14 protein-coding genes, 1 tRNA gene, 1 other RNA gene and 1 other annotated feature are annotated in these 12889 nt (G+C 40.4%); of the genes, 4 read left to right on the forward strand and 12 right to left on the reverse strand.

All coding sequences use genetic code 11. The annotated features are described in order from the left end of the window. Positions 1–286: 286 nt before the first annotated feature. The 9 genes from RYX56_RS20820 to RYX56_RS20860 form a co-directional block, all read right to left on the reverse strand. A complete protein-coding gene (locus tag RYX56_RS20820) occupies positions 287–550 on the reverse strand; it encodes a pro-sigmaK processing inhibitor BofA family protein (protein WP_317123915.1) in 264 nt (87 codons plus the stop codon). A 63-nt stretch (positions 551–613) separates the two neighbouring features. Then, positions 614–841, reverse strand: a complete 228-nt coding sequence (locus RYX56_RS20825; protein ID WP_047973663.1) for a YaaL family protein — start codon at positions 839–841, stop codon at positions 614–616. A 15-nt stretch (positions 842–856) separates the two neighbouring features. After that, positions 857–1453 (reverse strand): recombination mediator RecR, encoded by a 597-nt coding sequence (recR, locus tag RYX56_RS20830; protein ID WP_047973662.1) that lies wholly within the window; start codon positions 1451–1453, stop codon positions 857–859. Between the two features lie 11 nt (positions 1454–1464). Continuing rightward, positions 1465–1776 carry a YbaB/EbfC family nucleoid-associated protein gene (locus tag RYX56_RS20835; protein ID WP_317123916.1) on the reverse strand — a complete coding sequence of 104 codons (312 nt, stop codon included), beginning with the start codon at positions 1774–1776 and terminating at the stop codon, positions 1465–1467. A gap of 17 nt (positions 1777–1793) precedes the next feature. Next, complete coding sequence (gene dnaX, locus RYX56_RS20840; protein ID WP_317123917.1) at positions 1794–3476, reverse strand: DNA polymerase III subunit gamma/tau; 1683 nt, start codon at positions 3474–3476, stop codon at positions 1794–1796. Between the two features lie 151 nt (positions 3477–3627). Continuing rightward, positions 3628–3893: signal recognition particle sRNA large type (gene ffs, locus RYX56_RS20845), an RNA gene on the reverse strand. Between the two features lie 83 nt (positions 3894–3976). Further along, positions 3977–4465, reverse strand: coding sequence for a tRNA adenosine(34) deaminase TadA (gene tadA / locus RYX56_RS20850; RefSeq protein WP_317123918.1), 489 nt, complete (start codon positions 4463–4465; stop codon positions 3977–3979). A gap of 72 nt (positions 4466–4537) precedes the next feature. Then, a tRNA-Ser gene (locus tag RYX56_RS20855) sits at positions 4538–4630 on the reverse strand. A gap of 116 nt (positions 4631–4746) precedes the next feature. Beyond that, a complete protein-coding gene (locus tag RYX56_RS20860; RefSeq protein WP_317123919.1) occupies positions 4747–6363 on the reverse strand; it encodes a glutathione ABC transporter substrate-binding protein in 1617 nt (538 codons plus the stop codon). A gap of 321 nt (positions 6364–6684) precedes the next feature. Here RYX56_RS20860 and nikC point away from each other — a divergent pair, with 321 nt between their 5' ends. From nikC to RYX56_RS20880, 4 genes are all read left to right on the forward strand, one after another. Next, positions 6685–7581, forward strand: a complete 897-nt coding sequence (nikC, locus tag RYX56_RS20865) for a nickel transporter permease (protein ID WP_317123920.1) — start codon at positions 6685–6687, stop codon at positions 7579–7581. Between the two features lie 17 nt (positions 7582–7598). Then, positions 7599–8519 (forward strand): nickel ABC transporter permease, encoded by a 921-nt coding sequence (gene nikB, locus RYX56_RS20870; RefSeq protein WP_317123921.1) that lies wholly within the window; start codon positions 7599–7601, stop codon positions 8517–8519. Between the two features lie 86 nt (positions 8520–8605). Beyond that, on the forward strand, positions 8606–9580 hold the full coding sequence (locus tag RYX56_RS20875) for an ABC transporter ATP-binding protein (protein ID WP_317123925.1): 975 nt from the start codon (positions 8606–8608) through the stop codon (positions 9578–9580). Then, complete coding sequence (locus RYX56_RS20880; protein ID WP_317123922.1) at positions 9561–10574, forward strand: ABC transporter ATP-binding protein; 1014 nt, start codon at positions 9561–9563, stop codon at positions 10572–10574. The genes RYX56_RS20875 and RYX56_RS20880 overlap by 20 nt, the downstream gene beginning before the upstream one ends. 41 nt (positions 10575–10615) lie before the next feature. Here RYX56_RS20880 and serS read toward each other — a convergent pair whose 3' ends face one another. The 3 genes from serS to RYX56_RS20895 all read right to left on the reverse strand — a co-directional run. Beyond that, positions 10616–11890, reverse strand: coding sequence for a serine--tRNA ligase (serS, locus tag RYX56_RS20885; RefSeq protein WP_317123923.1), 1275 nt, complete (start codon positions 11888–11890; stop codon positions 10616–10618). 71 nt (positions 11891–11961) lie between these two features. Beyond that, positions 11962–12176, reverse strand: a binding site (T-box leader). 2 nt (positions 12177–12178) lie between these two features. After that, positions 12179–12775 (reverse strand): pyridoxal 5'-phosphate synthase glutaminase subunit PdxT, encoded by a 597-nt coding sequence (pdxT, locus tag RYX56_RS20890; protein ID WP_317123924.1) that lies wholly within the window; start codon positions 12773–12775, stop codon positions 12179–12181. Positions 12776–12814: 39 nt separating this feature from the next. Then, positions 12815–12889 (reverse strand): hypothetical protein (locus RYX56_RS20895; RefSeq protein WP_317123569.1); only part of this gene is annotated, 75 nt, incomplete at its 5' end.

The raw sequence follows: 12889 nt of genomic DNA on the forward strand, positions 1-12889 counted from the left end.
AGTTTTCAAAGAACTTTTTCGTCCGTCGCTCGTTGGCGACTTAACTAATATACCATCACAGCAACGTTCCGTCAACATCTTTTTTTCAAGTTGTTTTGTTTGCGTTGTTGTGGTGTGTCTCAGCGACAAGTAATAATATAACATGTTATCTATAATAAGCGCAAGTCTTTTTAAAAATAAATTTCAAAAAAGATTCTTCCTACGAAAAATAGGCTCGAGGAACCTTCTCTTGAATTCACCATATAAAAAGGCAAGGGGTCTCTTTTTAGATTTCCCTTGCCTTTTCTTACAATATAAATTGCTTGGTTACTATTAATAAAAGCAAACCAGGCACCCCTAGAACTCCAGACACTAGAGCTGTTACACCATTAATAGGAATATGAAAAGCAAAGAACGAGCCAAATGCATTTACAAAGAATAATAATAGAGCTCCTATGACTACCTTTACAGCTATTTGCCCAATAAATCGAAGTGGCTTTAGCGGGGCTCCTATCGTTAATAATAGGATTACAAGCCCTGCTAAGATAGCGATAACTAGGATCGGATCCATTGAATCACCTCATATGCTTGTCTTTTCTTTAATTTATGCTAGAGAAAATAAAAAAAGAACAAGCTATCTTGCAAGCTTGTTCTTTCGCATCTTTTGAGTTCTCGCTTCTCTTAATAAAAAAGTATATACGGACTCCGATGCCTTCATCTTTGCAAGTACATCATCCGATGGGTCCACACTATGAGATACAAAATGTTTCTCGCTATCTAAACGATCCTTCATCGATTCAATAGACCTTAGTAGACGATCGTTTTCTTCTTTTCGTAATCTTCCTTTTTTCCGAAAAAACATAACGTCCCCCTTGATCTATAATTCACGTCTTCCTTCTATCGCCCTAGACAATGTAACCTCATCTGCATACTCTAGATCTCCACCTACTGGTAATCCATGTGCAATCCTTGTCACCTTAATACCTGTAGGCTTCACTAAACGAGAAATATACATAGCAGTTGCTTCCCCTTCAATAGTAGGGTTTGTAGCTATGATTACTTCTTGAATCGTGTCATCCTGTAGTCGTTTTAATAGTTCCGGGATTTTGATGTCCTCTGGTCCAACTCCATCCATAGGAGAAATCGCACCGTGTAATATATGATATTTCCCCCGATAGTCCTTCATTTTCTCCATTGCAATAACATCTTTTGCGTCCTGGACCACACATACCATAGACTCATCACGATGTTTGTCCTCACATATGCGGCAAGGGTCTGTATCAGTAATATTATGACAGACCGAGCAATAGGTTAGATTTCGTTTAGCATTTACTAAAGCCTTTGCAAAATCAAGGACATCATCTTCCTTCATATCAAGAACAAAGAAAGCCAAACGGCTTGCCGTTTTCGGTCCTATACCTGGAAGTTTCATAAAACCTTCTATTAACTTTGCGATCGGTTCTGGATATTGCAAAGTACAACCTCCTAGAACATACCTGGAATGTTCATTCCTTTTGTGAATTTACCCATGTCTTGTTCCACAAGTTCATCTACTTGTTTTAACGCTTCATTTGTCGCAGCTAAAATTAAATCTTGAAGCATATCGATATCATCTGGATCTACAACATCTTCAGAGATTTTCACATCAATAATACGCTTATCTCCACTAGCAATAACAGTAACCATGCCACCGCCAGCTGTAGCTTCTACTGTTTTCTCTTTCAACTCTTCTTGCGCCTTCGCCATTTGCTTTTGCATTTTCTGCATTTGCTTCATCATATTACCCATGTTTTTCATAGTAATTCCTCCTTAGTTTATCCGTCGATAATTTCAACTAGATCAGAGCCCACTAACTTAAGGGCCTCATCTACCACAGGGTCGCTTTCTTGCTCGCCCCCGCGTTGTTCCTTAACATATTCTTCCTTTAACCTATCCCATTGATTTTGAAGCAATGTCATAAAGGTTATTGAGTTGCCAAACATGTCTTGAAACACATCTTCTAAAAACGGACGGAACTTTGTATCCATCATATCACGATGCATTTCATTTTGAAACGCTAGAAGGATGAAGCCTTCTGAAGCAGCCACAGGGCGACTATCACTTAACCAAGCATGAGCAGGGATATTTTGAGACTTAACTCGCTCCATAATCGCTCCCCACTGACCAGTCACCTTTTGAAACTCTTGTTTTGTGGCTCCTTTTAAAAGCTCTTTTACTTTTGATGTATTCACTCTTGTTTGCGGAACTTGCTTTTTAGGTCTTCTTACAGCTGGCTGTTGATTCCCGTCAGCCGCCGCTCCCACAACTCCACTAGCTTGAAGTTGTTTCAATGCTTTTTCAAGAGTACTAATCTTTGTTTCCAACTGCTGAACTCTCTCGGACTCCACTCCACTTACACCCTCTGTTTGTTCGGGTCTTTGATTCACTAAACGTATTAGAACCATTTCCAAGATAACTTTAGGGTGCGAAGACCACTTCATCTCTTGTTGAGAAGCATTCAATAGTTCAATCGCTTGATAAAGCCAAGGGAATTCAAATCGCTCACTAAGAGCAGCTGCCTTCTCAACCGATTCTGCCCTCTCTAATAGATTTTGTGAATCCGGAGCAGTTTTGCACAATAATAAATCGCGTATGTAATAGATAAGATCTTCGAGTATACGCCCTGGTTCTTTCCCATCCCTAACTAGATGATCTAAGGATTCGAGTGCCACCGCGGTTTCTTTAGTCGCAATAGCTTCTACAAGCTTGACCAACACCCCTTCAGAGACCGCACCAGTGATGGCAAGTACATCTTCAAGCGTCAATGTATCTTCGGCATAGGAAATGGCTTGATCTAGTAAACTTAGAGCATCACGCATGCCTCCATCAGCCGCACGCGCAATCATCATTAAAGCTTCCTCTTCCACTTCAATTCTATCATGGGCTAAAATTTCATTCATACGACCTACAATCGAATGATTAGAAATTCGTTTAAAATCAAAGCGTTGGCATCGCGATATAATGGTTAACGGAATTTTATGCGGTTCTGTAGTCGCTAAAATAAAAATAACGTGACTTGGGGGTTCCTCTAATGTTTTTAATAATGCATTAAATGCACCCGTTGAAAGCATATGCACTTCATCAATAATATACACTTTATAACGAACTTCATTTGGAGCAAATTTTACTTTATCTCTGATATCACGAATTTCATCAACACCGTTGTTTGAAGCCGCATCAATTTCCATAACATCTACTATTGCACCTGATGTAATTCCCTTACAAGAAGTACACTCATTACAAGGTTCTGCCACCGGAGCTTTCTCACAGTTAATCGCTTTAGCAATTATTTTTGCTGCACTTGTCTTACCCGTTCCTCTAGGCCCTGAAAATAAATAAGCGTGGGAAAACTTTTCTTGCAACAAAGCATTCTGCAGCGTTTTCGTAATATGCTCTTGTCCTACTACATCCCGTAGTTGCTGCGGTCGCCATACGCGATATAATGCTTGATAGCTCATTGTTCCCACTCCTTTTTCTACTCACTACTTCATATTATAGCGATTTAAAAGATGATAATAAAGTGTCAAACTAGCAAATACATGCCACACACTGAAATACGCAATAAAAAAACAACTACCTTAAGTAGTTGTTGTCTTAGTATATATAATACCGTGCACCTTTCCTCGATAGTGTCACCCCAAGCGTTACCTAAGCAGTTAGCTCGACCCAGGCTACTCCACGGCACACGGAAGGGGCCACTTACTGCTGCTTCCTTCCGGACCTGACAGGGTTTGCGGGTTTCCGTTGCGTGGAACCCAAGCGTCAACACCACTTACTTAGGTCAGACCTTACGATGACAAAACCTCAGAAAGGGATTCAGTCCCGCTACAGCGGATTGCGGGTACAGGGCACCGCTACCTCCCCACCTAGCACGGCAAATTGAATAACAATGTTTAGGCGTCTAATGTGACGCATTTCCTAGTATAGAGCGTTTGATTTAAAAATGCAAGTGTAAGAATTAGGAAGACCCGTTCCTCTTAGCTGCTTTCCTTTTAGCTCTGAGCTTTCTAAAAAAACCAGTCAATCTCTCTCCGCACTCTTCTTCTAGGCACCCCGACACCACATCTGCACGATGATTAAATCGAGGTTCATCAAGTAAGTTCATCAAAGTACCTGCACACCCCGCTTTAGGGTCCACAGCACCATAAACCACTTGATCCACACGAGCCTGCACAATAGCTCCAGCGCACATCGGGCAAGGTTCAAGCGTCACATAAAGGGTACAGCCAGTTAATCGCCAACTCCCCAAGACGTCACAAGCTTTTTTAATAGCTAGTAATTCGGCATGTGCAATCGCTTGATGGTCACACTCTCTACGATTATGAGCAGCAGCAATCACCTCGCCATCTTTAACAATGACCGCCCCAATTGGCACTTCCCCTATTTGTTCTGCCTTATCAGCCTCTGCTAACGCACGTCTCATAAAGCCCTCGTGTCGCTCTTTCATCTTCACCACTCCTACTAAGAATGTGGGTATAAAAAAACACCACCTAAAAGGTGATGTGTGTCATTTAACATATGGCGGAGGAAGAGGGATTCGAACCCCCGCGCGGTTTAACCCGCCTGTCGGTTTTCAAGACCGATCCCTTCAGCCGGACTTGGGTATTCCTCCATGTGTTATATGTAATTGCTGACAAGGAATATAATATCAGGTTTCACGATAACACGCAACCTTTTAAAGAAAAAAAGATGATCTTTTTTTCAAAAGACCACCTTTCTTCTATTATATTAGTTAAGAGTTACCTCTTGAAGCATGTACGTTCCATTTGGATGCTTCCAGAACCCTTGTACCTCATCACGAAGACCAACTAGGTATTCTTGATGGTATAGGTAGATCATTGGGGCATCTTCAACTAACATTTCTTGAGCTTGCTTGTAAAGTGCTAGACGATCTTCTTCATCAGCAGTTTGACGAGCTTCTTCTAAAATTTCATCTAGTTCAGGATCTTCCATGAATGTACGGTTACCAGCTTCACCTACATTAGATGAATGGAATAATGGGTACATTCCGTAATCAGCGTCTCCTGTTACTACAGACCAACCAAGGATAAACATATCATGCTCACCATTCGCAGTTTGATCTAAGAAAGCACCAAATTCCATTACGTTAACACTTACGTCAATATTAATCTTAGCAAGTTCAGCTTGGACATACTCAGCAATCGCCATACGCTCACGATTATCATTTGTCCAAATTGTAGTAGAGAAACCATCTTCAAAACCAGCTTCAGCAAGTAATTCTTGCGCAGCATCTACGTCATAACCTAAAGGCTCAACAGAATCATCAAATCCGAAAACATCTGGAGGGATTGGACCAACTGCAGGAGTACCTGTGTCATCTAAAATACCACTAATAATACCTTCTTTATTGATAGCCATAGAGATTGCTTGACGAACACGCCCATCATCAAATGGCTCTTTCTCCATATTAAATCCAATGTATGAAAGACTCACACTATTTGTGCGATCAAGACTTACTTCTGGAGTATTTTCAACACGTGTAACATCACTTGGGCTTACAGGGAAAATAATATGCGCTCCACCTGTTTCAAGTTCAGCAATACGAGTTAAATCTTCAGGTACTACTGAGAATGTTACAGAATCAACCTTCGCAGGCTCACCCCAATAATCATCATTTTTCACTAATTTAACCGATGTTCCTGGATTCCACTCTTCGTATTTGAAGAAACCTGTCCCAACAGGATTCTCACTAATAGAAGCACCAGGAGTTTCACCATTAGCTACAGCTTCTTGGTCCGCTTCAATAGAAGGAAGTGAACTAATAGCAAGTCCGTTATGAGCTAAATGAGCAGGAAGTGGAGAGAAAGGATACTCAGTAGTAAGCTCTAGAGTATACTCATCAGTCGCTTCAATGCTTGTTACCATATTAATTAAGAAAGAACGAGGTGAGGCAAGTTCAGGATCTTGAATACGATCAAGGTTTGCTTTCACTACCTCAGCATTTAATTCAGATCCATCATGGAATGTTACGCCTTCACGAATGTAAAATTCCCACGTATTATCATCAATCATTTCCCAATCTTCAGCCAAACCAGGTTCAAGCTCAAGATCTCCGTTCTGTTTAACAATTGTTTCAAAAATGTTTGCAGTCACATTAGTGGACGGCACGTCATTTGCACTTGCCGGATCTAACGATGACGCATCTGATAATGTTGCAATTACTAAATCGCCGCCTTCAGCACCCTCAACCGCTTCAGTATCTTCACCATCTGTATCTCCAGCTGGCTCGCCTGAATTGTCCGGCTCACTCGCACATGCTGCTAGTACAAGAACAAGTACCATTGCAAGCAAGAAAGCGAAAAGTGAATTTTTAGACATCTTCACTTTTAAAACCCCCTTATTTCCCTTTTTGTTTGAACTTTTAAAATTCAATATCACTATAACTTAAATTTCACAATAAAACAATAATTTTTATAAAATTAATAATTCTCCACTTAGTTCACCATTTTATTGTAGGAAAGTATTTTGTTAAGCGTTTTCATTTCCGTATAAATTATTTTAATTTTTAGAATATGAAAAAAATAGACATTATCTCACAAAAATATTTTTAACATTGTAAAAAATTATGTACGTGATATAATAATGCGGTGTAGTATAGTAATAATTTTGTCAAAATTTAAAGCATTTTGAGAAAGGGTGTCTATTATGAGCGAACAGACGATAAATGATGCTATGACAAAAAGTCCTCCCCCGAACCCTCGAGTTCAGAGTATGAAAAACTTCTATAGAAAGCTTCGTAAAAACAAAGCTGCTATGGTCGGTGGAGTCTTAATTTTATTTTTTGTTATTGTAGCGATTATCGGACCATTTTTTGCACCGTATGAACCATCGGTACAAAATCATGTGAACAAACTAGCAACACCATCATCTGAACATTGGTTCGGCACAGACCATCATGGTCGTGATATTTTCAGTCGAATTATTCACGGTATGTCAATCACTTTATACATTGGCCTATTCTCCGTTATTATCGGAACCGTTTTCGGTGTATTTCTTGGATTAATTTCAGGATATTATGGAAAACGCGTTGATGCATTTATCATGCGTTGTATGGATGTATTACTTGCATTCCCAGGTATCTTACTTGCATTAGCAATCGTAAGTGTACTAGGCGGAAGCTTAACAAACGTAATCATAGCTGTCGGAATATTCTCGATTCCAGTCTTTGCACGGATTGTACGTGGTTCTGTACTATCTGTAAGAAAGCTTGAATACATCGATGCTGTTCGTGCTCTAGGAGCGAGTGATGGTCGTATTATTTTTAAACACATTTTACCGAATATTTTATCACCTATTATTGTCCAAGCTACACTGCGCATGGCAACAGCGATCTTAACAGCAAGTGGTCTCTCTTTCTTAGGTATGGGAGCACAACCTCCAACACCTGAATGGGGAGCTATGTTGAGTGCAGGACGAAACTATATGTATGACGCACCTCATGTTGCGTTATTCCCAGGTTTGGCAATTGTTATTGTTGTACTAGCATTTAATATTTTTGGTGACGGATTACGTGATGCACTTGATCCGAAGATGAAAAACTAGAAAAGAGGTGTAGATGATTGTTTACTTATATAGTTAGACGATTAATTCAAACGATCCCTGTTCTTTTTGGTGTTACAATTCTCGTTTTCTCCATGATGCACCTCATTCCTGGTGACCCAGCACAGATTATTGCCGGGGAAAGTGCATCTGAAGCTCAAGTAGATCAAATGCGTGAGCGATTAGGTTTAAATGACCCACTTCCAAAACAGTATTTTAATTATATTGGAAATGCGATTCAAGGTGACTTAGGAAACTCGATTCGCAGTGGTCGTGAAGTAACTCAAGAAATTAGCGGTAGGTTTTGGGTAACGATTGAGCTTGCCATTTATAGTACGATTTTAAGTGTATTTATTGGTTTAATTGCAGGAATTATTTCTGCAACAAGACATTACACATTCTTAGATACAATGATTATGATTGTTGCTCTATTTGGACTTTCAATGCCTAACTTCTGGCTTGGTTTAATGTTAATTCAGTATTTCGCAATTGAATGGCGAATATTCTTACCTTCGGGTTGGGGAACCTGGCAGCAAGCTGTGTTACCAGTTATAACCCTTGGTACAGCAGGTGCTGCAATCGTAGCACGTATGACTCGTTCAAGTATGTTAGAAGTAATTGGACAAGATTATATCCGTACTGCACGTGCTAAAGGGGTAAAAGAGCGCGTTGTTATTTACCGACATGCTCTTAAAAATGCACTAATTCCAGTTGTAACTGTTGTTGGTTTACAATTTGGTGTATTACTAGGTGGTACTGTTCTAACTGAGACTGTATTTGCTATTAACGGAATGGGACGCTTAATCATTGATGCCATTCGTGCTCGTGACTTCCCTATCGTTCAAGGTACTGTTCTTGTTATTTCATTATTGTTCGTTCTTGTTAACTTACTCGTAGATATTTCTTATCGCTTCTTAAACAAGCGTATTGACCTTGATTAAGACTCACTTATTAATGAGGGGTGTGAAAAAAATTGACTACTAATGAATCCATTATTCAAGTGCGTGACTTGCGTACATCATTTTTCATGGAGCATTCTGAAGTGAAGGCTGTTGATGGTGTTACATTTGATGTACCAAAAGGAAAAACGCTTGGCATTGTTGGGGAATCAGGTTCAGGTAAAAGTATTACCTCGCTTTCGATTCTTCGTTTAATCCAAAAACCAGGTAAAGTGGTCGGTGGAGAAATCCTGTTTAAGGGAGAAGATCTTCTTTCTAAAACAGAAGCGCAAATGCGTAAAATTCGCGGAAATGAAATCTCAATGATTTTCCAAGAACCAATGACTTCTTTAAACCCTGTTTATACAGTAGGGCAGCAAATCGGTGAATCATTCCAAATCCATGAGGGTCTTGGAAAGAGAAAAGCAATTGAGCGTTCGATTGAGATGCTTAAGCTAGTTGGTATTCCTTCACCAGAAAAACGCGTACACCAATATCCATATGAACTATCTGGTGGAATGCGTCAGCGGGTCATGATTGCTATGGCTCTTGCTTGTAATCCTGAACTTCTTATTGCCGATGAGCCTACTACTGCTCTTGATGTAACGATTCAAGCACAAATTCTTGAATTGATGAAAGATCTTCAAGATCGTTTAGGTATGTCCATCATTATGATTACACATGACCTTGGTGTTGTTGCTGAGACATGTGATTATGTAGCCGTTATGTATTGCGGTAAAGTGGTTGAATATGCAAGCATCAACGATCTATTCAAAAATCCACGTCACCCATATACAGTTGGTCTTCTTAAATCTCTACCCCGTCATGATATCGATGTGGATGGAGAAGAGTTGTCTGTTATTAAAGGATCTGTACCAAGTCCTGCAGATATGCCAAAAGGCTGTAGATTCGCTCCGCGTTGTCCATTTGCTAGTGACATCTGCCGCGAGCGTTTACCTGATCTTGAGGAAGATGAAAATGGAAACCAAATCCGTTGCTGGATCTATTCAGATGAGTGGGATGGGGACCCGGAGGTGAACGTGTATGAAGAAAGAACTTCTTAAAGTTAATGACTTAAAGCAATACTTCCCTATTAAAGGTGGGTTGCTTGGTCGTACTGTTAATCACGTTAAAGCTGTAGATGGTGTATCATTTACTATTTATGAAGGTGAAACAGTAAGTATTGTAGGGGAATCAGGCTGTGGTAAGTCGACAACAGGTCGTGCTATTCTTCGTCTTGATGAGCCTACTGATGGTACAGTGGAATTTGACGGCGAGGACCTCCTTGGTCTTAATAAGGCACAGATGCGTAAAAAGCGTAAAGATTTACAGATCATTTTCCAAGATCCTTACGCTTCAATCAACCCACGTCAAACCGTTCGTCAAGTTTTAGAAGAAGCAATGGAAATTCAAAATGTGATCCCACGTAATAAACGTGCAGATCGTATAAAAGAATTAATGGAAACAGTTGGTCTCGGTGCTCACCAAGCAGATCGCTTTCCCCATGAATTCAGTGGTGGACAACGTCAACGTATCGGAATTGCACGTGCACTATCTGTAGACCCTAAGCTTATTATTTGTGATGAAGCCGTATCGGCCCTTGATGTATCGATTCAAGCACAGGTAATTAACTTATTAAAACGACTACAGCGCGAATTCCAGTTAACATACTTGTTCATCTCCCACGATCTTGGGGTTGTTCGTCATATCTCTGATCGTGTAATCGTTATGTACCTTGGACGTATTGTTGAAATCGGTGATAAAAAATCATTATTTGATAATCCTCAGCATCCATATACAAAAGCATTATTATCAGCGATTCCTGTACCAGATCCTGAGCGTAAGAAGGAACGTATTATCTTAAAAGGTGACGTCCCCTCTCCAATTGACCCTCCTACTGGATGTCGTTTCCACACTCGTTGCCCGTTTGCATCGGAAAAGTGTAAAACAGACACTCCTGAGTTACGTTCTGCTGACTATATGAAAGAAGGTCATCAGGCAGCATGTCACTACATGGAAGAGATTGCTTCAGGAGAACGCAAACCAAATTACGTATAAAAACAACCCCTTATAGCAACCGCTATAAGGGGTTTTGTCTATTAACCAATTTTCTCAATGTTACCCATATAAGGACGAAGCACTTTAGGAATCTCAATTGATCCGTCAGCTTGTTGGTAATTCTCTAGGATTGCTGCCACTGTACGGCCGACTGCAAGGCCTGATCCGTTTAAAGTATGAACAAATTCTGCCTTGGATTTTGTGTCACGACGGAACTTGATATTCGCACGACGTGCTTGGAAATCTTCAAAATTACTGCAAGAAGAAATTTCACGATAAGAATCATAGCTTGGAATCCATACTTCTATATCGTATTTTTTCGCTGCAGTGAACCCTAAGTCTGCTGTACACATACTCATTACACGATAAGGCAGTTCAAGTAATTGAAGTACTTTCTCTGCATGTCCCGTTAAATTCTCAAGCTCAGCGTAAGAGTCTTCTGGCTTTACAAAGCGCACAAGTTCTACTTTATTGAATTGGTGTTGACGAATCAATCCACGCGTATCACGTCCTGCTGAACCTGCTTCTGAGCGGAAACAAGCGCTAAAAGCTGTATAAGCAATCGGTAGTTGTTCTCCTTGTAAAATCTCATCACGATGCATGTTTGTAACAGGTACCTCTGCGGTTGGAATTAAGAAATAATCTTCCTCACGAATCTTAAATGCATCTTCTTCAAACTTCGGAAGTTGCCCTGTCCCTGTCATGCTTGTACGGTTCACCATATAAGGTGGTAGCACTTCTTCATAGCCATGCTCATCTTGATGGAGGTCCATCATAAAGTTCATTAATGCACGCTCAAGACGAGCTCCTAGACCTTTATAAAAGACAAAACGACTACCTGTGACCTTTGAAGCACGTTCAAAATCAAGAATTCCTAGATCTGTTGCTAGATCCCAATGTGGTTTTGGTTCAAAGTCAAATGAGCGTACCTCTCCCCAATTACGAATTTTTAGATTATCATCTTCTGTTTCACCGATTGGCGTTGACTCATGTGGCACATTTGGAATCGTAAGAAGTAAGTCATCAAGCTCCGTTTCAATTGTACGTAGCTCTTCATCTAGTTGCTTCACTCGCTCAGATACTTCTCTCGTTTCTTTAATAAGGTGATCTGCATCCTTTTTCTCGCGTTTAAGCTGAGCTACCTCTTGTGAAACTTGGTTACGTCTGCTTTTTAATTCTTCCACCTCTACAATAATCGCACGACGCTTCTCATCTAAATCACCAAAACGATCAAGACCCGAGATATCCTCGCCGCGTGTCGCTAACTTTTCCTTAATTTCAGCAAAATCATTTCTAAGTCGTTTTACGTCTAACATGTATATTCCTCCTTCATATGTCCTTAATTAATCCAAACAAAAAAGCACCCTCATCCATTCTCCACTCAAGAAGAAGGGACGAGAGCACCCGCGATACCACCCTTGTTGCCTATATGAAACATATAGACCACTCTAGATACATAACGGGTATCTAACCGGAACGATTTAAGCTCACGCCTCACCATTCACTCAAGGGTGGATTCTATAAAAGGCTACACTGACTCGCACCTACCGTCAGCTCTCTAAAGTGACCATCTTATATACTATTCCCTATCAACGCATTGTCTGTTATACAGATTTTACACCTTCTAGCTTAGCTTGTGCAACCATCTTCACAAAATACTGATGAAAACGATGGTCATCAGTTAATTCCGGATGGAAAGAACATGCTAGAAAGCGACCTTCTCTTGCTGCAACAATCTCATCATTGAACTTTGAAATGATCTCTACATTCTCGCCAACTTCTTTAATAAGCGGAGCACGAATGAAGACAGCTCTCACATCATCCCCAACATCAGTCACCATCAGATCAGCTTCAAAGCTCTCACGTTGACGTCCAAAAGCATTACGCTCTACCGTCATATTCATTAGAGAAAGGTGACCTTCATTTTGGCCAACAATGTCTTTTGCCATTAAAATAAGACCTGCACATGTACCGAAGACGGGCTTTCCTGATGCTGCAAAGGCTTTAAGCGGCTCAAGGAATTCGTATTTATCAATAAGTCGTCTCATTGTTGTGCTTTCACCACCAGGTAAAACAAGACCGTCTAACTCACTTAGTTGTTCAATCTTCTTAACGACGATCACTTCTACATCCGGTGCTTGTAGACAAGTAACATGTTCACGTACAGCGCCTTGTAAGGCCAATACTCCTACTTTAACCATCACGTTGTTTCCTTTCTATATCAAAAACTTAGTGCTCTCTTACCAACCACGCTCTTGCATACGCTCAGATGGTTGGAGAGTTGAAATTTCAATCCCTTTCATTGCTGTACCAAG

This window comes from Alkalihalophilus lindianensis (assembly GCF_032843265.1).
GTDB lineage: Bacteria > Bacillota > Bacilli > Bacillales > Bacillaceae_D > Alkalihalophilus > Alkalihalophilus lindianensis.